General features: G+C 47.7%; 20 protein-coding genes. 17 read left to right on the top strand and 3 right to left on the bottom strand.

The genetic code is table 11. The features are described 5' to 3' along the window. The first annotated feature begins 28 nt into the window (after positions 1–28). The 12 genes from folD to spo0A all read left to right on the top strand — a co-directional run bounded on the left by folD (position 29) and on the right by spo0A (position 12,967). On the top strand, positions 29–886 hold the full coding sequence (folD, locus tag SY83_RS19175) for a bifunctional methylenetetrahydrofolate dehydrogenase/methenyltetrahydrofolate cyclohydrolase FolD (protein WP_068611216.1): 858 nt from the start codon (positions 29–31) through the stop codon (positions 884–886). A gap of 27 nt (positions 887–913) precedes the next feature. Beyond that, positions 914–2,314 (top strand): exodeoxyribonuclease VII large subunit, encoded by a 1,401-nt coding sequence (gene xseA / locus SY83_RS19170; protein WP_068611214.1) that lies wholly within the window; start codon positions 914–916, stop codon positions 2,312–2,314. Next, a complete protein-coding gene (gene xseB / locus SY83_RS19165) occupies positions 2,295–2,564 on the top strand; it encodes an exodeoxyribonuclease VII small subunit (protein WP_068609454.1) in 270 nt (89 codons plus the stop codon). The genes xseA and xseB overlap by 20 nt, the downstream gene beginning before the upstream one ends. Beyond that, a complete protein-coding gene (locus tag SY83_RS19160; RefSeq protein ID WP_407944600.1) occupies positions 2,561–3,478 on the top strand; it encodes a polyprenyl synthetase family protein in 918 nt (305 codons plus the stop codon). The genes xseB and SY83_RS19160 overlap by 4 nt, the downstream gene beginning before the upstream one ends. A 769-nt stretch (positions 3,479–4,247) precedes the next feature. Beyond that, a complete protein-coding gene (locus SY83_RS19155; protein WP_068609452.1) occupies positions 4,248–4,877 on the top strand; it encodes a hypothetical protein in 630 nt (209 codons plus the stop codon). Next, on the top strand, positions 4,858–6,750 hold the full coding sequence (dxs, locus tag SY83_RS19150; protein ID WP_068609450.1) for a 1-deoxy-D-xylulose-5-phosphate synthase: 1,893 nt from the start codon (positions 4,858–4,860) through the stop codon (positions 6,748–6,750). Before SY83_RS19155 ends, dxs begins: the two co-directional genes overlap by 20 nt. 57 nt (positions 6,751–6,807) lie before the next feature. Then, on the top strand, positions 6,808–7,671 hold the full coding sequence (locus SY83_RS19145; RefSeq protein ID WP_068609448.1) for a TlyA family RNA methyltransferase: 864 nt from the start codon (positions 6,808–6,810) through the stop codon (positions 7,669–7,671). 100 nt (positions 7,672–7,771) lie between these two features. Further along, positions 7,772–8,227, top strand: coding sequence for a hypothetical protein (locus tag SY83_RS19140; RefSeq protein ID WP_068609446.1), 456 nt, complete (start codon positions 7,772–7,774; stop codon positions 8,225–8,227). A gap of 15 nt (positions 8,228–8,242) precedes the next feature. Beyond that, on the top strand, positions 8,243–8,692 hold the full coding sequence (ahrC, locus tag SY83_RS19135; protein ID WP_068609444.1) for a transcriptional regulator AhrC/ArgR: 450 nt from the start codon (positions 8,243–8,245) through the stop codon (positions 8,690–8,692). A gap of 37 nt (positions 8,693–8,729) precedes the next feature. Further along, a complete protein-coding gene (gene recN, locus SY83_RS19130) occupies positions 8,730–10,460 on the top strand; it encodes a DNA repair protein RecN (protein ID WP_068609442.1) in 1,731 nt (576 codons plus the stop codon). Between the two features lie 120 nt (positions 10,461–10,580). Beyond that, entirely contained in the window at positions 10,581–11,906 is a 1,326-nt protein-coding gene (spoIVB, locus tag SY83_RS19125) for a SpoIVB peptidase (protein WP_068609441.1), read from the top strand. Between the two features lie 242 nt (positions 11,907–12,148). Next, positions 12,149–12,967, top strand: coding sequence for a sporulation transcription factor Spo0A (gene spo0A, locus SY83_RS19120; RefSeq protein ID WP_068609439.1), 819 nt, complete (start codon positions 12,149–12,151; stop codon positions 12,965–12,967). A 179-nt stretch (positions 12,968–13,146) separates the two neighbouring features. Here the strand turns inward: spo0A and SY83_RS19115 are convergent, their stop codons facing one another. Continuing rightward, positions 13,147–14,010 (bottom strand): AraC family transcriptional regulator, encoded by an 864-nt coding sequence (locus SY83_RS19115; protein ID WP_068609437.1) that lies wholly within the window; start codon positions 14,008–14,010, stop codon positions 13,147–13,149. 166 nt (positions 14,011–14,176) lie between these two features. Here SY83_RS19115 and SY83_RS19110 point away from each other — a divergent pair, with 166 nt between their 5' ends. The 4 genes from SY83_RS19110 to SY83_RS19095 all read left to right on the top strand — a co-directional run bounded on the left by SY83_RS19110 (position 14,177) and on the right by SY83_RS19095 (position 20,149). Beyond that, positions 14,177–16,114 (top strand): DUF2264 domain-containing protein, encoded by a 1,938-nt coding sequence (locus tag SY83_RS19110; protein ID WP_068609432.1) that lies wholly within the window; start codon positions 14,177–14,179, stop codon positions 16,112–16,114. 25 nt (positions 16,115–16,139) lie between these two features. Continuing rightward, positions 16,140–17,513 carry a glycoside hydrolase family protein gene (locus SY83_RS19105; protein WP_068609431.1) on the top strand — a complete coding sequence of 458 codons (1,374 nt, stop codon included), beginning with the start codon at positions 16,140–16,142 and terminating at the stop codon, positions 17,511–17,513. A gap of 180 nt (positions 17,514–17,693) precedes the next feature. Then, positions 17,694–19,346, top strand: coding sequence for an LPXTG cell wall anchor domain-containing protein (locus SY83_RS19100; protein WP_068609430.1), 1,653 nt, complete (start codon positions 17,694–17,696; stop codon positions 19,344–19,346). 62 nt (positions 19,347–19,408) lie between these two features. Then, positions 19,409–20,149 (top strand): class D sortase, encoded by a 741-nt coding sequence (locus SY83_RS19095; RefSeq protein WP_068609422.1) that lies wholly within the window; start codon positions 19,409–19,411, stop codon positions 20,147–20,149. Positions 20,150–20,194: 45 nt separating this feature from the next. On the opposite strand, the gene SY83_RS19090 is transcribed toward SY83_RS19095, so the two are convergent. Beyond that, positions 20,195–21,469, bottom strand: a complete 1,275-nt coding sequence (locus SY83_RS19090; protein WP_231891469.1) for an ATP-binding protein — start codon at positions 21,467–21,469, stop codon at positions 20,195–20,197. A 167-nt stretch (positions 21,470–21,636) separates the two neighbouring features. Between SY83_RS19090 and SY83_RS23150 the strand changes: the two genes are divergently transcribed. Beyond that, positions 21,637–23,208, top strand: a complete 1,572-nt coding sequence (locus tag SY83_RS23150; RefSeq protein WP_068609417.1) for a putative sodium/potassium/calcium exchanger — start codon at positions 21,637–21,639, stop codon at positions 23,206–23,208. A gap of 74 nt (positions 23,209–23,282) precedes the next feature. Here SY83_RS23150 and SY83_RS19080 read toward each other — a convergent pair whose 3' ends face one another. Beyond that, a complete protein-coding gene (locus SY83_RS19080) occupies positions 23,283–24,776 on the bottom strand; it encodes a copper amine oxidase N-terminal domain-containing protein (protein ID WP_068609415.1) in 1,494 nt (497 codons plus the stop codon). Between the last annotated feature and the right edge of the window lie 106 nt (positions 24,777–24,882).

Below are 24,882 nucleotides of genomic sequence, written 5' to 3'. Positions count from 1 at the left end.
GCCATGCCAATCAGGGGAGAGATGGATGATGACAGGACAACGCATTGATGGAAAACAGGTTTCGGAAGATATTCGGGAAGGGCTGAAGAACGAAGTTGCCGAATTGGCTGCGCGCGGTATACAACCGGGTCTGGCAGTCGTTCTGGTAGGTGAGGACCCGGCGTCTAAAGTGTATGTGGGCAGCAAGGCCAAAGCCTGTGAGCAACTGGGTTATTATTCAGAAGTTCATAGGATGCCTAAAGATACATCGCAAGCCGATTTGTTAAGCATGATTGACCGGCTAAATAAGGATGCTCGAATTCACGGGATTCTTGTACAGCTTCCTTTGCCTAAACATATGGATGAGAAATCGGTTATTGACGCCATATCGCCTGCTAAGGATGTGGACGGATTTCATCCGGAGAGTGTCGGCAATCTGGTAATTGGCGATGATTCACTTTTGCCGTGTACACCGGCCGGCGTTATTGAGCTCATTAAACGAACCGGTCACGAAATTCGGGGTAAGCACGCGGTGGTCGTGGGCCGGAGTAATATTGTAGGAAAACCGGTAGCGATGCTGCTGCTCAGAGAAGACGCAACCGTTACCGTATGTCATTCCCGTACAAAGAATATGCAAGAGATTACCCGTCAGGCTGATATTCTGGTCGTAGCCACAGGGCGGGCCAACATGATTACAAGAGATTATGTGAAACCGGGCGCAATCGTTATCGATGTCGGAATCAATCGGTTAGACACAGGAAAGCTGGCTGGCGATGTGGATTACAACGATGTGGTGGATACCGCGGGTTATATCACACCGGTTCCCGGCGGTGTAGGTCCGATGACCATTACCATGCTGATGAAGAACACGCTGAAAGCGGCTAAAGCACTAAATCCAATGTCATAACAACGGGAGGACACGAGACGGATGGGAATGAAGATGAATCCGAACCAAAGCTCCGACCGTATATTATCTATTAAAGAATTAAATCGCTATATTAAGATGAAACTGGAATCGGATCCCGTTCTGCAGGATGTATGGATTCGCGGGGAAATTTCCAATTTCACTCATCATTCCAGCGGACATATGTATTTCACGCTTAAGGATAAGGACAGCCGTATTAAGAGCATCATGTTTTCTTCTTATAATCAAAGGTTGCCGTTCATCCCCAAGGAAGGCACGATGGTGCTTGCCCGGGGGAATGTGTCGGTCTACGAACGGGATGGAAACTATCAATTCTATGTAACCCAGATGCAACCGGACGGTGTGGGCAGTTTATATCTTGCTTACGAACAGCTGAAGAAGAAGCTGGAAGACGAAGGTCTCTTTGCCGCGCATAAGAAGAAGCCGTTGCCGAAGTATCCGAAGGCGATCGGTGTGATTACTTCACCGACAGGCGCGGCTGTACGCGACATCATGATTACGCTGCAGCGCAGGCATCCCTCGGTGCCGATTCTGCTGTTTCCGGTGCTCGTCCAAGGCAAACAGGCGGGGGCGTCGATCGCGAAGGCGATTGACGCCATGAACCGCCACGGTGAAGTGGACGTGCTGATTGTCGGGCGCGGCGGCGGCTCCCTGGAGGAGCTGTGGGCGTTCAACGAGGAGATCGTGGCGCGGAGCATCTATCGCTCCGCCATCCCGATCATCTCGGCCGTCGGCCACGAAACCGACTTCACCATCGCCGACTTCGTCGCCGATCTGCGCGCAGCCACGCCGACGGCCGCCGCCGAGCTTGCCGTGCCGCACATCGCCGAGCTGACGAATCAGCTCGCGAACCTGCGGCAACGTATGCGCGGCGGGCTGCTGCAGCAGTTGACGCGGAAGCGGGAACGGCTCGGCCGCATGCAGCGGTCGCCGTTCTTCCTGCATCCGCGGAAGCATCTGCTGCAGCACGCCGAGCGGCTCGATCGGCTGCGCGATCAGTTGCACTATCGCGCGTCGCGCCGGCTCGGCAAGGCGGGCGAACGCTTGGCGAAGTCGCAGCGCGTACTCGCCGGCTTTAACCCGCGCGAGCAGGTGCGATTCGCCAAGCGGCGCACAGAGCAAGCCGAGCAGCGGCTGACGCAGACGATGCTCGGCTTGCACAAGCAGCGCAGGCAAGCGTTGCTGAGCCAGATACGGCATCTGGATGCGTTGAGCCCTCTGAAGGTTATGCAGAGGGGCTACAGCCTGGTCTACGATGAGCAAGGAAGCCGCCTGGTGAAGAAAGTCGGAGACGTGCAGCTGGGCGATCTGATTAATGTCCGTCTGGAGGACGGACGACTGCAATGTCAAGTGTGGTCTATGGAATCGATGGAAGGGGATCGAGTCGAAGATGGAAACGACAACGAATAAAGAAGAAGCTATTGGTTTCGAGGAAGCGATGGAGAAACTGGAGGACATCGTATCCCGGCTGGAGAGCGGGGACGTCCCCTTGGAGCAGGCGATTGAATTGTTTCAGGAAGGGATGAAGCTCTCGCAGGTATGCGGTAGTAAGCTGGAGCAGGTGGAGCGCAAGATTGAGACCTTGATGGAAGAGAACGGTAGCCTCACAAAGAAACCTTTTCTCCCGGGCGCTGACTCGGAGAAAGGGGAGACACTGTGAGTTCTACGTTGCCGTTTAAAGCCTACATGGAAGAACAAGTGGATAGGGTAGAAACACAGCTGCGCCAAGCCTTGCCGATCGATTGGGAAGTGCCCGGGGCGTTGTCTGAAGCTGTGCAGTATTCTCTCATGGCCGGAGGCAAACGCCTGCGGCCTCTTCTCGTATTAGCGGCGGCTGAGGCCGTTGCTGCGGATGACGCAGATACTTCCCGAGGCGCTATGCCCATAGCTTGCGCTATCGAAATGATCCATACCTATTCTCTTATACATGACGATTTGCCCGCTATGGATAATGATGACTTTCGCCGCGGTAAGCCGACCAATCACCGCGTTTACGGCGAAGCCATGGCGATTCTTGCGGGAGACGCCCTGTTGACGCACGCATTCTTCAGTATTACACAGGCGGCCAAACATGGAGGCTTGCCGGCGGACCGCGCCCTAGCCATCGTGGAGGATTTATCCTATTATGCCGGCGCAAGAGGGATGGTCGGCGGGCAAGCCGCGGATATTCTGGGTGAGCAAGGTATCACGGATATCGGTCAACTCGAATATATACATACGCACAAGACCAGTGATCTCATTGTATTTTCCCTGAAAGCGGGCGGACGTGTAGGCGGGGCCACGTCCAACCAGCTTGAAGCTTTGGAACGGTTTGGGCTGCTGTTGGGACTGGCCTTTCAAATCCAAGATGATATCCTCGACCTGACGGGGGATGAACAGAAGATCGGCAAACCGTTGCGCAGCGATGAGAAACTCCAGAAAGTAACCTATCCATATTTACTCGGCTTAGACGCCTGTAAGGCGAAAGTGGTTCAATTGACGGATGATGCCAAAGCGGCTTTGCTGGCGGGAGAGCTGGCCAATCCGGACCGTCTCCTCCAGTTTGCCGATTATTTGATGCGCAGGGACTACTAAATTAACCCTCACAAGGATATGATGTACCATTGGGTTTTGACCTGCGGGTATGGTATAATGTGTATTACATTCGAGGGTGGTGCAGTATTCTAGTCAGTCTACCATCTCTGAAGGCGGGCCTAAAAATTCGCTAAAGGGCACATCGATGAAGTTCCTGGTGTTGGCTTCTGACGCCCAGTCGGGGGCTGATGCTGGGAGTTAAGGTTGTGGGGCGATCCACAATGGCATGTGGGCGTTGACCCCGCTTCCGCGGAGGCCCAAGTGCGTGGCTTTTGCGCCACCGTGCGCTCGGCTACGGCTTGGGGTATGAACCTGCATTGCGAGTCTCACCTGCCCATTATTCGTACTTAGCGAAGAGCTGGAGTCTAAAACGACTTGTTTGCAGCGTAGCCTGCCTTGAGTGAGCCAGAGGGGATTATAGATGGTAGGAGCTCGTTTCTTAGGCCAAAGAGACGTTCGCCGGATGCTATTTGAAATCTGTTTTGCAAAAGAGGCTAAGGGATGAGTTTCAGGGCTGCAGAGGAAATCTCCTAGACTGTTTGCCGCAAGGCAAGGCTTCCTGGGGATTATAGTGTGGACTGAGTGGTAATCCAGTCTGACGTTGGGTGACTGCGTCAAGCGGAGCATAAAGGGAAACCGCCTGTTCGGCGACGAAGGGGTGTCTCTGTTGGGAAAACCTACTGGACCTAAGCCACAGCGTTTACTCAGGAAGCCACCACTCGATTTTGTATTTTAATGAATTATATTTGACTGGAGTCATGCCTGTATCATGAAATTTTCTGTTCGAGATTCCGTTAAATGGAGCATTTTTATCGCGGGCGTATCCTTTATTCTGGCCTGTATTTTCTCCGTAACCTCGACCACTTTGTTGGGCGGTGTCAGCTGGGGGATCGGGATGTGCGTTGTCTTTATGCTGATTCTTGTAGGCATATTTTTCGATGTGATGGGATTATCCGCTGCTGCTGCGAATGAAACCCCTTTTCATGCCATGGCATCCGAGAAGGTTCACGGCGCGCGCCAAGCGATTGGCATTGTGCGCAACGCGGACCGGTTCAGTAATTTCTGTAACGATGTGATCGGTGATATTTGCGGAGTTATCAGCGGAGCGGCAGGCGCCTTGGTAGTGCTGAAGCTTCTCGTATCCATGAATGCGGAAAACTCTGTTTTAACTACCGTTGTCAGCGTAGTTTTTGCCGGCATCGTGTCTGCTTTGACGGTTGGCGGGAAAGCGATGGGGAAATCCTTCGCTATTCACTACTCAACTGAGATTGTACTCACGATTGGCAAATTCTTTTATCTTATAGAGCACCATTTAGGTATTCGAATTTTTAACGCTAAGAAAAACAAGTCATCGAAAAACGGAAAGCGGGGAAACAAGCGTGCTGCTCGATCGAATTAATGAGCCCGGCGATATCAAGCATTATTCAGTGGAAGAACTGGAGCTGTTAGCACAGGAAATCCGTACGTTTCTCATTGAAAAGCTTTCGGTAACCGGCGGCCACCTGTCCTCGAATCTGGGTATTGTGGAATTAACGATAGCGTTGCATTATCTGTATAACAGTCCGGTTGATAAGTTCCTCTTTGACGTGGGACATCAATCGTATGTACATAAAATTTTAACGGGACGTAAAGACCGTTTCGATACTTTGAAAAAATATAAAGGCATGTCAGGGTTTATAAAAAGGAATGAAAGTGTTCACGATGTTTGGGAAGCCGGCCACAGCAGTACTTCCTTATCCGCCGCGATGGGGATGGCTTTGGCGCGGGATTTTAAAGGAGAGTCTAATAAAGTAATTGCCATTATTGGCGACGGCGCAATGACCGGCGGCATGGCTTTGGAAGCGATGAACCATATTGGGCATGAGAAGAAAGACCTGATGGTCGTGCTGAATGATAATGAAATGTCGATTGCTCCAAACGTCGGGGCGATTCACAATTATTTGAGCCGCATTCGTTCCGATAAGAATTACAAGAAGGCTAAGGGCGAACTGGAAAGCCTGTTGAAGAAAATCCCTTCAATTGGCGGCACACTGGCTAAGACAGCGGAGAAAGTCAAGGACAGTCTTAAATATATGGTCGTCTCCGGTGTTTTGTTCGAGGAGTTGGGCTTTAACTATATCGGTCCCGTTGACGGTCATAACTTACCCTTGTTGTTGGAGACGTTTAAGCAGGCTGATAAGGTTAAGGGGCCTGTGTTGGTTCATGTGATTACTCGTAAGGGGAAAGGCTATCTTCCCGCGGAAGAGGATTCTCACACATGGCACGGAGCCTCATCCTACAAGATTGAATCGGGTCAGATGGCGAAAGCTGTGGGGAATCCGATGTACACCGAAATTTTCGGCAATGCATTGATCGAGCTTGCCGAGAAAGATACGCGAATTATAGCTGTGACCCCCGCTATGCCCGGCGGCTCAGGATTATTGAAATTCGCCAAAGCCTTTCCAAACCGGATGATCGATGTCGGAATTGCGGAAGAGCATGCGGCCACCATGTGCGCAGCCGTTGCGGGAGAAGGGCTTAAGCCGGTGTTTGCGGTGTATTCTACGTTCTTGCAACGCGCCTATGACCAAACTCTACATGATATTTGCCGTATGAATTTAAACGTTATCTTTGCCATTGACCGTGCCGGATTTGTCGGTGGGGATGGTGAAACGCATCACGGCGTATATGATATCGCCTTCTTAAGGCATATCCCGAACATTACAATCATGATGCCGAAGGATGAGAATGAACTTCGCAATATGATGTATACAGCCGTCCATTACGATGGCGGACCTATCGCCATACGGTACCCTCGGGTGAATACACGCGGTGTTACAATCGATGAAACCATGACGGCGTTGCCGATCGGCACATGGGAAGTTGTAGCGGATGCTCCTTCTCCGACGGCGGCCATATTGGCCATCGGGCCGATGGTTCAACTGGCTGAGGAAGCAGCGGAAACCCTGAAGCGTGAAGGAATTCATGTCAGGGTAATCAATGCCCGCTTTATCAAGCCATTGGATGAAACCATGCTGTTGCAATTAGCCAAGGAAGGTTTAAACCTGGTGACGATTGAGGAAGCATCGGTTAAGGGCGGTTTCGGAAGCAGTGTGCTGGAGTTCTATGCGGACAGGAATATTTACGACATGAGAGTAAAGAATATCGGTGTGCCGGATTACTTCGTGGAGCACGGCAGCCTGAATGAGCAGCGGGCGGAAGTCGGACTCGCAGCGGAACGTATTGTCACTGAAGTTAAAAATTTATTACCTAAGAAAAGACAGCGCGCGTAAAGCACTGTCCATATTCATACATTATTTCAGCAATTAGTAACTATTAGGAGTAACGGAATGTCAGCAGGAAAAGAACGGTTGGACGTATTGCTAGTAGAGCAGGGATATTATGAAAGCCGGGAGAAAGCGAAGGCCGCCATTATGGCCGGCCTTGTTTTCGTATCGGACGAGCGTATGGAGAAAGCGGGCATGAAAGTATCGAGGGATCTACCAATCCGTGTAAAGGGCGCCTTGCATCCCTACGTGAGCCGCGGCGGTCTGAAATTAGAGAAAGCCATTCAAGCGTTCGGCCTTCCGATGCAAGACGCCGTGATGCTCGATATTGGTTCATCCACGGGTGGATTTACGGATTGCGCGTTACAGCACGGCGCCGCCTATGTGTATGCCATTGATGTGGGGTCCAATCAACTGGATTGGTCTTTACGCAGTCATGAGCGTGTTCATGTGATGGAGAAGACAAACTTCCGATATCTGCAGCCCGAAGCGTTAGAGGGTCCACAGCCCAATATGGCTTCGATCGATGTATCGTTTATTTCCCTTAAATTAATTTTACCCGCGCTCAAACAACTATTGTCTCCCTCTTCATCATCCCATGTAGCCGCTTTAATCAAACCGCAATTCGAAGCTGGTCGCGAGAAAGTGGGCAAGCACGGCGTCGTCCGGGAAGCCAAGGTGCATGAAGAAGTGCTGCGAACCGTCTTAACTTTTGCGGAGGAGATTGGATTCAAGCTGCACGGACTCACCTTTTCCCCGATTACCGGCGGGGAGGGGAATATTGAATTTCTGGCCCACTTCCGTTTGGGTGATGGTAGTGAAGGCGGCGCATTTCAATCCCCGTTTGAACCGTTAATTGGTGATACGGTCGAGAAAGCGAACGGAACATTTAAAGTGAAATCATCAGGACCGCCGGAACACGTTTGAGATCACGGAGCGAAGCTCATCCTATATTGAAGGATGGGCTTCTTCCAGCATTTAAAAGGATTTCGGGCAACATTCACGAATACGTAGTCGAGGTGATCTTATGCGGATCGACGGCGAAATGTTCGTCTTGGTGCTGTTGGCGCTTCTTGTCTTGTATTGGCTTTTCACACGTGTGAATCAATGGCTGGAAACCCCGCCTAAGCCGGGCGTTCCTATGGATGTAGAGAGCTTTGAACCGGAAGGGGAAGCTGTGTCGATTTTACAGGATACGGGTTATGAGATTATTCATGGCAAAAAGCGGATACCGCTTCGTGTTCATTTGGACGTCCAAACGCTGGAAAGCCGGTTGTTTATAGATTATTTTGCCCGTAAAGAGGGAGAAGTGTTCGCTGTTAAAGTGGCTAAAAACCGCTCGCCCGTGGAACTGACGGGTTCCGGTTTGAGAGACGGTTTGCTGATTTATCAGCTGCTGTATGAAGATGTGGATGGCGTACTGTACATTGATCCCGATGCAGGCACGCTCCGCAAAATCAAGTTTGAGATGGATACGGATTAAATAAGGAGGAATGGCATGAAGGCGCAAAGACATATGAAAATCAGAGAAATCATCATGAACGGCGATATAGATACACAGGATGAACTGGCCTCTGAGCTGAGCAAGGCAGGCTTGAATGTGACACAGGCGACGATTTCGCGCGATATTAAAGAAATGCATTTAATTAAAGTGCCGATGGCTGACGGGAGATATAAGTATTCGGTTCCCGCCGAGCAGAAGTACAATCCGGTACAGAAATTAAAGAGGGCGCTGACCGACAATTTTTTGTCCATTGATGATACTGAAAATATGATTGTCATGAAAAGCTTACCCGGTACGGCCAACGCGATCGGGGCGCAGATTGATAATCTTGAATGGCCCGGCATTATGGGCACCATCTGCGGCGATGATACGATCCTTATTATTTGCAAAACGAGGGAGCAGTGTCAAGGCGCGGTTAAACAAATTCTGGACATGATATCGTAAACCATTTCTCGGTCATGGGTGAAGAGGAGCGTGCGGCATGTTAATTGAAATATCTATTAAAAATTTAGCGGTTATAGAAAGCGTAAGAGTTACATTTCATCGTGGATTTCATGTGCTGACAGGGGAAACCGGCGCGGGTAAATCCATTATTATCGATGCTTTGAGTTTAATTGTAGGCGGCAGAGGATCCTCTGATTTAGTGCGCTATGGTTGCGATAAGGCGGAGATTGAAGCCATGTTTGAACTCAGCGGGGAGCACCCGGTTTGGGAAACGTTGCAGGCTCAAGGCATTGAAGCGGATGCAAGCGAGCATCTGATTATTCGCAGGGAAGTTACCTCGCAGGGCAAAAGTACGAGCCGGGTGAACGGACAACTTGTGAACCTGACGATGCTTCGACTGATTGGTGAAGAGCTCGTCAATATCCACGGCCAACATGAGCATCAGTCGCTGCTTAAAGCCGAGCAGCATCTGCAGTGGCTGGATTTGTACGGTGAAGAGAGCATTGCTGCAGCCAAGCATAAGTATCAAACCGCGTATATCCAATATTCCGGTACGCTTAAAGAGTTGCATCATCTACAGGAAACAAGTAAACAAGCGCTGCAAATGATGGATCTTTATCGATTTCAAATGGAGGAGATCGCCGCTGCGGAGCTAAAAGCCGGGGAAGATGAATGGTTAGCGGAAGAAAAGCGAAAACTAGCAAATGCCGAGAAAATGGCGCAATCGGTAACAGACAGCTACGATCTTCTCAATGGAGCCAACCGCGGTTTGGATTCCGTTCGTAAAGCGATAAGTAAGCTTGAAGAGATTACCTCCTATGATCCAAAGGCTTTACAGCCATTGTTGGAGCAGATTCAATCGGCTTATTTCCAATTGGAAGATGCTTCTTATCAACTGAGGGATTACTCGGATGAAGTGGAATTTAATCCTGCCCGCATAGATGAAATCGAACAACGATTGGATTTATTAGCGTCTTTCCGACGCAAATACGGTGATAATGTGGAAGAAATTTTAGCTTATCACACGAAAATATCGGAAGAGATCGAACTCGTTGAAAATAAAGATGAGCGAATCCAACAGCTTGAAGCCGTTGCGGAGCGTCAGTTGAAAGAAGTTATCGCATTAGCCGAAGCCCTTTCCACGCTGCGGAAACAAGCCGCGGATGAACTTGCCGCGAAAATTGAAGCGGAACTTAAGGACCTTCAGATGGGAAAAACCGTCTTAAGGGTGCAGCTTCAACGCATACCGGATCCCAAAGGTTGGGAGGTCGGAGGTCAACGGCTCCGGTTTACGCGCGAGGGCTTGGATACCGCTGAATTCATGATTTCTCCGAATCCGGGCGAACCCTTGAAATCACTCAGCAAAATCGCCTCAGGCGGCGAAATGTCCAGGATTATGCTTGCGATGAAATCCATTTTTGCCAAGGTGGACCGCATCCCTGTGCTTGTGTTTGATGAAGTGGATACGGGTGTCAGCGGGCGCGCCGCTCAAGCGATCGCGGAGAAAATGTCCGCTTTATCCGCTAGCTGCCAAGTATTCTCGATCACCCATTTACCGCAGGTCGCATGTATGGCTGATCAGCATTATGAAATTCGCAAAGAAGTGGATGGAGGTCGAACCTCCACACAAGTTGAGCATTTGGACCATACAGGACGTGTTGAAGAATTAGCGCGGATGCTGGGCGGGGTTGAAGTCACGGATACAACGCTCCATCATGCGGATGAGATGATTTCCATGGCAAATTTAAAGAAAACGAGCGGTTTATAAGGAACTTAAGAAAGTCTTTAACAGTAATAAAAGGGTTGGTGGGGGGTTAACTTATAGGTACGCAATTGGCGACCTCTGTTCTCGTCAAGCGAAGAGAAGATAAGGGAGCGTGACCTCAAGTTGATTTCTATCAAGCGCAAACAGTTGTTAGGCCTGCTGCTCGTCTTCCTCGTTTGCCTGATTTCCACATCCCCTCCTTTCCAGAGCTTCGCGAGCTTCCCGGAGAAGCTTCGGCTGTTTACCGGTGAACACAAGAGCCTGAGGCTCTCCATGCCGGTGAACGCAATGGTAACCGTAGATCATCCCGAAATTCTCGCTGTTAACGGCGTCAAGGGTTCATTCTCACGTGTAAATTTGAACCGGCCGTTAAATTTACAGACGCACAAAGCGGGACATGCTCACATGCAATTGAAATTATTCGGTAAAATTCCTCTCAAGACGGTCGAAGTTAATGTCGTTCCTGATTTGAAAGTGATACCCGGCGGCCAAACGATCGGCGTAAAAATTAAATCAGCCGGTATTTTGGTGGTCGGGCATCATCTGGTTAAAAGTACGGGGGATGTAAAAACATCGCCAGGGGAAACAGCGAATGTATTGCTGGGTGATCTGATTACAGCCATTGACGGTATTTACATTAATGATGTGTCCAAAGTGGCGGAGGTTGTGGACCGCGCCGGAGCCGAAGGCAAGAAATTGAAGCTTACCATTAAGCGTAACGGTCAAATGATCGAAACGGAAATTCAGCCCGCATTAGACACCGAGGATCAAGCATACAGGTTAGGTCTGTACATTAGAGACTCGGCTGCGGGGGTTGGGACATTAACATTTTATGCACCGGACCAAGGCGTCTACGGCGCTCTGGGGCATGTAATTACGGATATGGATACGCAGACCGCAATCGAAGTGGGTGACGGGCAAGTAGTTCATTCCACAGTTACTTCAATATCCAAAAGCTTTAACGGAGAACCCGGAGAGAAAAAAGCGACTTTATTCCGGGACGGCAAGGTGTTAGGCAACATCGAAAAAAATACGCACTTTGGCATTTTTGGAAAAATGAACGAGTTTCCGGAGCACGGCATGTTGAACAAGGCGTTGCCGGTCGCTTTTGCAGAAGATGTGAAAGAAGGACCTGCCGAAATTTTGACGGTTGTAAACGGACAAGACGTAGAGAAGTACAGTATTGAAATTGTCCATGTTGCCAAACAAAGATATGCAGCTACGAAGGGGATGGTCATCCGTATTACGGATAAGCGTCTGATCGATAAAACCGGAGGCATTGTGCAGGGGATGAGCGGAAGTCCGATTATACAGCAAGGAAAGCTCGTGGGCGCGGTGACTCATGTTTTCGTAAACGATCCGACATCAGGATACGGTTGCTTCATTGAGTGGATGCTTCAAGATGCAGGCGTTATGGTAAAACCAACAATTAATCTTGAGGCGAGTTAGCCTTGAGATTTTTTTTTGGATCATGTCCTCCAGAAGTTGTTTTGTGTCGAACATTCCCGAAGGATGAAGGATAATGTAGTATCATGAAATAAATTATTAATTATAAATGAATCTTGCGAAAAAATAAAGAAAAATAATTTTCGACAGAAGGAATTTCTATGGTCTTGTCGAAATCCTAAGTAACGGAAAAATGATGGGCAAGACAAGTCATTTTCGAACTTCACTTAGGGAGGCTCTAGACATTGCAAAAGATTCAGGTATTGCTAGCTGACGATAATCGGGAATTTACGAATCTTCTGTCCGAATATATTGCGGAGCAGGAAGACATGGAAGTAGCAGGCGTAGCTTACAACGGTGAAGAAGTACTGCGCTACATGAAGCAGACTAGAAAAGCTCCGGATGTTCTGATTTTAGATATTATCATGCCTCATTTAGACGGTTTGGGCGTACTTGAGAAGTTACGCGAATTAAATTTAACTCCGCAACCGAAGATTATTATGCTTACCGCTTTCGGGCAAGAGAATATTACGCAAAAGGCAGTGCAGCTCGGAGCTTCTTATTACATATTGAAGCCGTTCGATATGGAGATTCTGACGAATCGCATCCGCCAGTTGGTTCAGGGACAAGCGGTGTCCATGGCCGCCAATAATTCGGCTGCCTCGTTGATTACAGGCATGAAATCCAATGTGGTTCCGTTAGGCAAAGGAAAAAATTTAGACGCGAATATCACCAGCATCATACATGAAATCGGTGTACCTGCGCATATTAAAGGATATCAGTATTTGCGCGAAGCCATCACGATGGTGTACAACAACATTGAAATTCTTGGTGCCATCACGAAAACATTGTACCCGGCGATTGCCGAGAAATTCAAGACCACGCCCTCCCGTGTTGAAAGAGCAATCCGGCACGCGATTGAAGTGGCTTGGACACGGGGCAACATCGACAGCATTTCCCACCTGTTCGGCTACACGATCAACATTAGCAAGTCCAAGCCGACCAATAGCGAGTTCATCGCCATGGTGGCGGACAAGCTGCGGATTGAGCATAAGGTTTCTTGAGAGGGTTAGAATCTTTGTGTGATAAAAAAGTTATGAGACAGACAATCCTTTTCAAGCTCCAAAGTGGATGGAACAATAAAACTTGACAGTGCGGACTTTTTACAAACAATCCTTAGCGTCACACGAAACAGGATGTTTCTTAGGAAACGTCCTGTTTCGCTTTCCATTAAAGTCGATTGCTAAGACCGCTTGTTCCTGTATTGCAGTGGTGTACACCCCAACTGACTCTTGAACAATTGAATGAAATACGAGGGACTGCCAATCCCAACAGAAAGACCTACATGCTCGATAGATAACTTGGTAGTGTGAAGTAACAAACAAGCTTGTCGTATGCGTCTTGCTGTAAGGTATTCCTGAATGGAGCTGCCGGTTTCCGCTCTGAACATGCGAGAAACATGGTGCTTGGAAAGGTGAAGGAAGTCTGCTAGCGCGTCTAACTGAAACTCTTCCTGCAGGTGATCTTCCAGCCAGGTCATGATCTGCTGGGAATAGCGCTCCTGGACAACACTCCGGACATGGATTGATTGGGAGGAATCGGTTAGCATACGGAGGAAATCCAATAAAGGTAACATTCGCACGGCAAAAAATGACATTTGTTCTTGTGTATTCATAATCTCTATGGAACCCTGCAGAGATTCAATGAGCGAAGGTAAAAGTAATTGAATAAATTCGGATGTTATACAATTGGCTTCTATATGTCCCTCCCAAAGCTTCTCATAGAATCGCAGTAAGTGGGGAAATGGCTGCAAATAAGGAAGAAAAGCAACAGGCTCAAATTTGATGACTGTGCGGCAGTAAGGATGTTCTGCGTCTATTTGTGCAAACACTTTATGCAATTGATAGGGGGTGAACATAAACAACTGCCCAGGCTTCATTTCGTAAAGTTGTTCCTTGACGATCACTGTGCCGCGGCCTTCATGAATATATAACCATTCCATTCCTTGGTGATAGTGATAGAATCCGTCAATCGGCTTATCGTCTAAGGCACGGATATTAAGGGATAGAGGCTGGGTGGTAAAGTCGAATGGAAGCTTCCGATTCAAAGAGATCATCTTCTTTCATTATAGAGATCAATATAACGACATTTTAACACAACCTACTTACAGAAATGGGGGAGATTCTCGACTAAAATATAAGTAGATTGTGTGTGGATTCTTGTCTATGCAGAGTCGCTCGCCAAACTGAAGGGTAGAAAGGAGCTGTTCTGTAATGAATCAAGTCAGCCAGAATCCGTTAAAGACAAGATCCGATGTTCAGGAAGCTGTGAGGCAGCTTATAGAGCCCCTTCAACGCTATTTCAGTACAGGTGGTGCTCTACTTACTTTTGGAGAAGAGTGTACCCAAGCTTGGTATGAACCGCGAGCTGCGGCTTTTGAAGCTTTCTCGAGACCCCTGTGGGGGCTTGCCCCACTGCTTGCAGGAGGCGGAGAAACGCATCTCTGGTCCTTATATGTGCAAGGATTCCGCAATGGCAGTAACCCCGCACATCCTGAGTACTGGGGGGAGTCTGGTGATTTTGAGCAGCGTAATGTGGAAATGGCTGCACTTTCTATGGCTATGTTATTGTTGCGTGACCGTCTTCAGGAAGAGTTGTCAGATGATGAGTTGGAGGGACTTTCCAAATGGTTGTATCAAATCAATGATAGACAGCTCCCAGATAACAATTGGTTGTTCTTTCGTGTGCTTGTCAATATAAGTCTGAAGAAGGCAGGTCTAACTTATAGCGCAGAGCTGTTAGAGCGTGATTTAAACCGCATCGATGACTTTTATTTGGGTAATGGTTGGTATTCCGATGGGGCGACGGAGCAGCTGGATTATTATATTCCTTTTGCAATGCATTATTATGGATTGATTTATGCGCAGGTTATGAAAGAGGAAGATCCGAAGCGTGCTGCGGTGTATCGGGAGCGGGCGGCGATTTTTGCCAAAGATTTTATCCATTGGTTTTCATCGGATGGATCAGCGCTCCCCTTCGGTAGAAGCTTGGCATATCGATTCGCACAAGTGTCTTTCTGGTCGGCGTGTGTTTTTGCTGGCGTTGAAGTATTTTCTTGGGGTGTGATGAAAGGGCTTATATTGCGGCATCTTAGGTGGTGGTTTGCACAGCCCATCTTTCACGCTGACGGCGTGCTGAGTGTTGGTTACACCTATCCTAATCTAAACATGTCGGAGTTTTATAATGCATACGGCTCCCCTTACTGGGCGTTTAAGGCGTTCCTGCCACTGGCGATGGACGAATCGCACCCGTTCTGGCAGGCGGAGGAGGAAAGGTTGCCGGAGCTATTGGAGGTGTCCGTGCAGCAGCACCCACATATGATTTTGCAGCGTTTTGACTTAGGTCATCATGTGGTAGCTTTAACTGCCGGGCAATACGCCAATTTCGAGCCGACGCACAATGATGCGAAGTATGGCAAGTTTGCTTATTCCACTTTGTTTGGATTCAGCACGCCTCGCGGGAGTTATGGCTTGATTCAAGGCGCCTACGATTCCATGCTTGCTCTGTGTGAGAACGATGACGGGTTATACCGAGTAAGGCGGCGCTGTGAAAAGATAGCTTTGGAAGGCCATATACTCTATTCGCTATGGAAGCCATGGCAGGATGTTGAAGTGCAAACATGGCTTGTACCCGCTGGATCCTGGCATGTGCGTGTGCATCATATTCGAACGGCTCGTATGTTAACAACAGCGGAGGGTGGTTTTGCTATAAGGCGGGAGAGAGATAGATTCGGGATGGAGCTGCTGTGGTCAGAGGAGTTGGAGGCAGATGAAGCCTCTTCCACATCGCCGCTTAGCTCCAGGGCTGCGGCCGCCTATCCGTGGGGAGTCAGTGGAGTAGTTAATCTGTTAGGAAAGCGCTCGGGCAAGCTCGTACTGCCGGAGCCGAATACGAACTTGCTCCATCCTCACACGGTTCTGCCTACGTTGACCGGCGATTTGGAAAGGGGTGAACATTGGCTGGCTACTGCTGTGCTCGGTGAAGGGGCAGATGGGACCGTACTACATGGCTCAGGGGAAGTAACCACTTGGCATTGTAAGCCCACTCTTTTTATAGAAGAAGAATATATAGTTGTAATATCTAGTGACAGTGTACAACCGATCGCAAGGATACCGCTGAAATCAGCTCCAATTTCGAGGACAATGAGGTGAAGGACACGAGGAGGAAGACGAGGATATGAATGGTTTTGTAAACGCAGCGGATTATGGATTTTTGCCTGAATCAACGGGGATCGCTAATGCAAGCGCCCTTCAACAAGCTTTGGATATAGGCGGAACGATTATCGTTAGTAAACCGGGGACTTACAAATTAGCTCGGACAGTCTACATGGGAAGCTATACAACATTAATTTTTGGCAATGATACGCGTGTCCAGAAGGAAGACGAAGAGGGTTCATTCTCACATGTAATTTTAAATAAAGGGGCGCTTACCAAAACCTATGACCAGCACATCAGTATTGAAAACCTTCATATCCTTGTAAATGGGATGGATGTACGAAAGTATGAGGTTTTCGGTTTGCATGGTCAGCTTGCTTTTTTCTATGTACAAGATTTACGAATTGCGCGTTTCCGCTGCATGGATTTGGGGAAAGCACAATATGGCATTCATATTTGCACGTTTGAAGACATCATCATCCACGATGTCATCATTAAAGGTGATAAGGATGGAATTCATTTGGGTAGAGGAAAGCGCTTCCATATTAGTCATGGTGTTTTTGAAACATATGACGACGCGATTGCACTTAATGCGCATGATTATGATGTTGGAAATCCGGAGTTGGGTTGGATTGAGGACGGCCTGGTAGAAAACTGTCATGATCTAGCTCGAACGCAAGAGAATAATGATTCGGATGGCTTTTTTTGCCGCATTTTGGCAGGAGCTTGGAAGGATTGGGAAGCTGGCATGGAGGTTCAGAAATCGGATACGGTCGTTTCGGATGGTCGACTTTATCGTGTTAAGGCGGATCCTGATTCGAAGGTATATGTATCGAACACGCAGCCAGTTCATTCGAGTGGTTCAAAGATCATAGACGGGATAAATTGGACATTGGTTCAAAAGGATGTCACCTATACGGCCGGTGTTCGAAATGTTACGTTCAGACATATACGATTGAGTAAGGCAAGAGTTGGCTTTTCAATCCATTTTGATAACGACAGGTTCAGTCGTTCTTATTATCCAGGAGCTCAAGTGCCAGGTCAGGAGCAACTTTTATTTGATGATATCCGTGTGTTACATGATCACAAGAAACCATTAATTTCAATTAGTACACCTGTGGATGTGATAACTATCGTAAATTCCAGCATTAGACATAACAGTATCGAATTTAATGGAAACAGAGCAATGACAGATTATCTAAAGACTACAATTAATATGATGGGCTGTGTATTTAAGCATAAAGGTTTCATGTACTTAGTTGAAAATAATGTTAAACATAAAGTGGTTCATCTAAAAACAACTGCTAGCGTCGAAGTGGACGAGAGCTTTATCGCGATGTTGAAATCGGGTCCAGGGAGTGTGGAGGTTGACTCGGATTTGAATTTTTTCTTGTAAATAATTATAATCCAATCTAACTATTTCCCCCGGACTTTAGTCCCTGAATCAATTATTTTTTTTGTCAAAATATGTGTTTAAAGTCTCAGTATTCCGTTTACCAATTAACATGACGAGCCGCAAGGTGCACCCGGTTGGCTATCACACCATATGAACAGTTGAAGGAGCCGTGGTTTTACTGTGAGAAAGAATTTGGGAGTCTTGTTATTAATCGTTATGATAATGTTGGTGGCCATGCCGTATGCGGTACTGGGACATGGATCTGGTAATACCGGGACGGAAGCAGGAAGTGCTGAGATAAGTGTGGCAAGCAATGTATACGGACCAAACCATTGTACGCCCCTAAAGAACATTGCAAATTGGATGGGTACTAATAAGGAAAATATTAAAATTACAACAAATGATGAAGGAACCAAAGCTTCCGTTACGGTAACCCTGCCTGAAGAGGCATGTGAAACCGAATTTTCCCTCAGCAGCTATACATATCCAGACGGTGTAAAGCCGGATGCGAGCGGCAAGCCATATGATACTCAAGTATTATTCGATAACGAGACTTTCGTTCACGGACTTTCCAATTCATCAAAAGTTGTTGAAATCGATCTTCCTTGCGGCTACTATCAGTTGGACCTTTATTTCGGAGGTGTTATTGAACAACTGAACCCAGATTACGGGCACCCGCATGATAAGATATTAAATTGGAAAGTGAATCACACGGAAACGAATTGTAAGCCACCGGCACCTGCTTGTGAGCCGATTGATGCGGATAACACGAATGAATGGAGAAGCGCTCTTCAGAACCTGAAGATCACTCTTAATGAAACAACAGGCGAAGTTTCCTTTACGGTACCTGAAGGGAAATGTGCTGTAGAACTTTCATTCTCCAGCTATTCTTTCCCAGACGGTTTGAAGCCGACGGCACAAGAAATGTATTTCTTGCAACAGGTTTTATTTAAGAATATAACGGGGTCTTACGGTCCCGGAAACCATACGGTGAAAGTTGAATTACCTTGCGGCTACTGGCAGTTAGATTTGTATGCTGGAGCTGAAATCAAGAATTTGGGCTCGAATGGTCATCCGCATGACAAGATCATCATCTGGGCTACGAATACAGAAAACATGAATTGTAAAGATGAAACACCGACAACACCGACAACACCGACAACACCGACAACACCGACAACACCTACAACACCGCCGACGACACCACCGGCAGAACCGACACCACCGCCGACGACACCACCGGCAGAACCGACACCGCCGACGACACCGCCGGCAGAACCGACACCACCGCCGACGACACCGCCGGTAGAACCGACACCACCGCCGACAACACCGCCGGTAGAACCGACATCACCGCCGACGACATCGCCGGCAGAACCGACATCCACTGGCGGTACAACGGAATCAACAACAACGATTGTAGTAGCGCCAGCTCCAGTAGTAATAACTAACGAAACTGTTGCAGCAAATTCTGCGGATTCCGTACCTAACTTTGCAGGCATCGGGATTGTTCACTCATCTGGCATTACAGTTACGGAGACTGCTGATCCAACAGAAACCACTGTCATCCCTGAAAACGTAGTCGTTGTAAATGAAGCGGTTCCTGCCGGAACGGTAGCATTGCCTGCCGAAGAGCAACCAATAGTCGGCAACACCGCAGTAAGTACACCAGTATCTAACGAAACCATTGTTCTTGAGGATGAAACCATTCCTCTAGGTTATAACGAATTGCCGCAGACCGGAGAACAGATCCCGTGGACATTCTATATTATGGGTGTATTGCTTGTCGCGGCAGGATTGTTCATGACATACAGAGTTCGGTTAAACCGCTAGTGTGAGAGGGACGCGTTCCCTCTTTTTTCATATCAATGAGGGTGCTTCAGGAGGACAATATTATGAAGTATATAGGAATCGGGGTTGTGCTCGCCGGGTTGTTGTTAATTGTTTATCCACCCTTTCAACAAGCTTACGAGGATCATCAGCAACAACAATTGTTGAGTTCATTAGACGATATTGAAATGATGGAAGACATTCAAGAAGTTGAAACAGCATTTGAAGCAGAATTGCAAAGTGAGGCCAAAGGTACTGTTTATAAAGACACATCTCTGGATGATGTACATGAGTTAAAAGTGAATCAATCCACGAAGCCGCATGGTAAATCTTCCGTTGAAGTACGAACTGTCCAAAGTCATGGTGATAATTCAATCGGGGAGGAACGTCTAAATACTTCAAAATTGTCTAGTGCCCGGGCAATCGGTATTATTGAAATTCCTAAAATTAAAGCTCGGCTTCCCGTGCTAAACGGAGTATCCACAGCGAATCTGAAACTCGGCGCAGCCTATTTCGAAGGTACCGCCTTACCCGGTTCCAGAGGAAATACCGTCATTGCCGCCCACCGGAGCTACAAGTTCGGACGGATGTTTAACCGACTAAATGAGCTGAGTAGCGGAGACGACATACAAGTGAAAACTCACAAAGGTACGTTTACCTACAAAGTGACCTCAACAGAGATCGTTCAACCGGAAGAAACCGGTGTTTTAAAGCAAAATAGGTCCAAACGAACGCTCACATTGATCACCTGCCATCCCATTCGCGTAGGCACACAGCGACTGATTGTGCATGCGGAATCAGCTTAATCAGACGAAAAGGTATGCCGTTGACGGCATACCTTTTCGTTTCTTCTACACGGTGCCGCTAACTTTCATTGATTTACCGTTATCTTTAAAAACGATCTGACAGCGGGTGCCTTTATTCGGTTTACTTTCAAAATAAATACGCCCGTTCATGGACTTCAGTAAGGAATTGACTACCATCAGTCCCAAGCCGGTGCCTTTTTCTTTGGTTGTATAGAAAGGCAACCCTGCGGATCGCAGCTGTTCTTTACGCATGCCCACACCCGTGTCTTTAATAATAATCTCTACGCCTACCTGACTCCGAAGTGTTTGGATGGTCAGCGAACCCCCGTCCGGCATCGCTTCGATCCCGTTTTTGGTCAGATTCAAAAGGCATTGACGCATTTTCTTGGACTCTCCCATAATGATTAACGGATTTTCATCGGATGGAAGAATTTGAATGTCTACATTGGAGAGCAGGGCTAAGGAAGTAATAAAAGGCATCACGGCTTTAATTTCTTCATTAATGTCAATAGGCTCAATTTTCCCTACATGAGGTTTGGCGAAGTTCAAATAATCCGTAATAATCGCATTGGATTGATCAATGCCGTCAATCGCGAAATGAATGTACTTTTCCAAATCCTCGGATGTTAATGAAGGCTTACGCATAATTTGCAAGAAACCTCTTGAGATTGTAAGCGGATTTCTGATTTCATGTGACATAGAGGCGGCAAGCTGTCCAATCAACTGGTATTTCTCGGCGTTAATTAATTTCTCTTTCACAATCTCCTGCCTTTTCACGTTAAAGTACAAGTAATGCGTGAGCCAGGTGGAGAAAATGGAGCCGATTAAGCACGTTATAATAAAGAGTGAATGTTGCATTAAGCTGGGTTTCATCGACAATAACACGAACATATAGGCAAACAGAAGTACCATGGATATAGCAATTTTACGAGTCAGAGTTCCCTCCAAAAACCGCTTGTGAGCATATAATCCCAGAAGCAACATGCAAGAAGAGGCGGCCACCACCGGAGCAATCTCGTTATGTAAGAAGAAATAGCTGCCTATGTTAAAAGCGAACCATGTACATATGCCGGGAATCGCTCCTTCAAACAGAACAGCAAAGCCCAGACTAACGGGAATTAAATGAAGGATGTAAATGTCGGGATCGATATGTTCATAAAATAAGTAAAAGTAACTTAAAACCGTTAGGATCGCTACGAACAGCATTTTGCGCCGATTGCCTGTATATAAACGGGTAGGGGTTATCACCAAGTAGAGCAAGGCGGCGCTCATAAAATATAACAATCCGTGAAGCTCATGCACAACAACATATTTAAACACTTTCAAACAACCCTTTCCCATCATCACTTCCAATTTGGCAAGCCTCTCTATTATCTCATAAACTCTCCATCTGCAAAATAAAAAAATGATAAATTTGAAGTCCAAGCTCCTTTTTCTGGGCGAATGCATACGATATATTAGCCTATTGTATAAGGAGAGATTTCTGAATGGAAAAAAAGCCAGTTAAACCGGTGGTTAAGCCCTCCACAAGCATTAAACCGGAAACGGCAAAACCGGCGCCTAAGCCAGTCCCTAAGCCCAATCCGGTAAAACCGGCCGCGGTAACTAAACCGGTTAAAGCGGTTGATCCGGTGAAGAAGCCGAATGTGGAACAACCGAAGCCTGAAGTTGCCTCGGTAAATTCGCAAAATACGGAAGCGCCTGCTGCGATTCAACCCATTTCATTGCCGCCCGTCACCATGCCGATGCCCAATCCAATCATGCCTCCTACGATTTCGCCCGTAACCATGAAGCCAAACCCGATGAAGCCAAATCCGGTTAAGCCTGCAATGACGATGCCTATTTCCTCGAACCCGGTTTCCCCGATTGGAATGAAGCCGAACCCAGTTAAGCCTCTTGCGGCTAATCCTGTGCTGCCATTGGCCAACACAGGTGTCATGCCAGTTCAGGCGAACATAATGACAATGCCCGCTGCTACCGGCAATATTGCTCCGATTGGGGCTAAGGGAAACATTGCTCCTGCTTCGATCGGTAATGTTTCCCCGGTATCGAAAGGAAACATTTCTCCATACTCTTTGGGTAATGTGTCACCTGCGACAAAGGGAATGGTGTCTCCGGCGTACAAAGGCGGCGACGTATCGCCAGCGTATAAAGGCAACGTATCGCCTGCAAACATCGGCAATGTGTCACCGGCGACGAAGGGGAACGTGTCTCCGGCGTACAAAGGCGGCGACGTATCGCCAGCGTATAAAGGCAACGTATCGCCTGCAAACATCGGCAATGTGTCTCCGGCGACGAAGGGGAACGTGTCTCCGGCATACAAAGGCGGCGACGTATCGCCAGCGTATAAAGGCAACGTATCGCCTGCAAACATCGGCAACGTATCTCCGGCGACGAAGGGGAACGTGTCTCCGGCGTACAAAGGCGGCGACGTATCGCCAGCGTATAAAGGCAACGTATCGCCTGCAAACATCGGCAACGTATCTCCGGCGACGAAGGGGAACGTGTCTCCGGCGTACAAAGGCGGCGATGTATCGCCAGCGTATAAAGGCAACGTATCGCCTGCAAACATCGGCAACGTATCTCCGGCGACGAAGGGGAACGTGTCCCCGGCGTACAAAGGCGGCGACGTATATCCAGCGTATAAAGGCAACGTATCGCCTGCGTACAAAGGCAATGTAGCTCCTGCCTATGCGGGCAATGTATCCCCGTATGGACCGAATGTGATGATGCCTCAACCTGTTCCTTATGAAGCATATAGTCCTTACGGAATGAGTCCATATATGGGCTCGCCGATGCAACCCGTGCAACCGATGCCTACGGTCATGCCCTATGCACCGATGGCGCCGACAACGATGCCGTATATGCCATACCCGCAAGCCGACCGTTACAGCGTTATTGAGGACTTGCGTCCAGCCATTGCTTACGGATTGAATGAAGCGGAAGGCAGAGGCTACGATCATACGCTGTCTGAAGTGGCTGCGATCTCTTACTTGATGGGGCTTGGTTATGATTACAATACCGCTTATGCTACGGTAGACAGCTGGAACTTGAATTAACTCAGAGTGAACAGTATTCCTACACCAAAAAAAACTGGCGCATCATTCGGCGCCAGTCTTTGGTGTGTTGTTGTTTATTCTGTAATGGACAATTGAATGACGGTTCCGTATTCTTGATTGTTTTCTAAATATAAATCGGTATTCAATGCTTGAGTCACCGGTTTTACGGGAATATAAATAAGGTTATTAATGACATGCGGCGGATAAGGGAGAACAATGGCTTTACCGTTAGCTGTCGCGGTCTTGGAGCCCAGTTTTAATTGGATATACCGTCCGTTATCCTTGATGGTCAGTTTATGGCGAGTCGCGTCCCACACCATGGTGTAATCCATTTGCGAAGCCAGGTTACGAGCTCCGATCTGAGCCGAATTCATCTTCACATAAGGTTGACCGAAAGCATTGTAAGTATGGGAAGGGCGGGATAAATCCGTATCGGTTATGTAAAATTCACTTTTGCGATCCATAAGATTTAAATCATTTTTTAGTACATCATATAAAGCCGATTTGGTATCAAGCGAAGCAATAAATGTTCGCGGTTTGTCCAGGCTGTCCAAATCCATTGTCGGTTGAGCATCGCTTGGCACATCCGCCGTAACAGGCATATTCTGCTGGGACATTTCGGAACTCATTATCATGCGAACCGCGCGTACGGGCAGGTTCACTTCACCCGGTATTTTGGGAATACGATAGTACAGCTCCGCTTTGGCTTCCCGAATGCGTAATGACGAGTCGATGCCTAGTTGAAGCTTGAACAGATTATTGCGATTGTTAAGCATCTTGTAAACCAGTTGATCATCGTTCTCCAAATCCGCTTTAAATTCTGTCATAAAGGAGTGGAATTCTTGCATCATGGATGCGGCTTCTTCTGCTGCTTCTTCGGCCGACAGGGCTTCTTCCTCCGCGGAAATTAACATCTTCTCCAAGAGTTGCTGAATGTTGGCTTCATCATTCAACAGGTTACCCGCAGTCTCAAACAGCACCTCGTGCAAATCTGTTCCTTTAATTTCAGTGGAAATGCGCGTCAATTCTACTTCTTCACCTTGTATTACGGCTTTGTGGCCTAGTTGGAATGATGTGTTTTTCGGATTGGGTAAGTTACGGATAAGAGTGGTAACAACCTCATCCCTGAAGGCCTTGTCTTGCTCTAATCCGCCAAGACCTAATTCACCGGACTCGCCTAGAGGCATCGTCAGTAATTTCCGTGAGCCATCGACTTTCAAGGACAGCTGTTCTTTATCCGTGTACAGTTCAAAGGGAATGGACTTTCCTGCCAATGTGACAGCACCTTTCACCGAAGCGGTAGCTTGGTCCTGCACTTTGTAATGATCCAGTACGATAGATCCGCTCTTAAACCTGTTAAGCTGTTCTTGCTGAGCGGCATCCAATTCGGCGGAAGGATCAAGTTCAAGCTCCCAACTTATACTTTGCTTGCCTTCACCCGAAGTAACGGTTGAGTTATCCAATAAAGCTTTATTCAGATCAATGCCGCCGATGGCCTGACAGGCAGTCATAAGAACTAGAATAATAAGGACAAATGTAATGTAAAGCTTCTTTGAACCTAATTTCATGAATCTTTCCTCCTAATTGTTAAATGATGCTAACTCAGTATATATACACTTGTGAGGACTTTCAATACTTTTCTTTAGCAGCCAGGGCACATTTAACCATAAGCCT

Origin of the sequence: Paenibacillus swuensis (assembly GCF_001644605.1) — a bacterium.
Taxonomy (GTDB): domain Bacteria; phylum Bacillota; class Bacilli; order Paenibacillales; family DY6; genus Paenibacillus_N; species Paenibacillus_N swuensis.
This window is presented reverse-complemented; position numbering and strand designations above follow the sequence as displayed.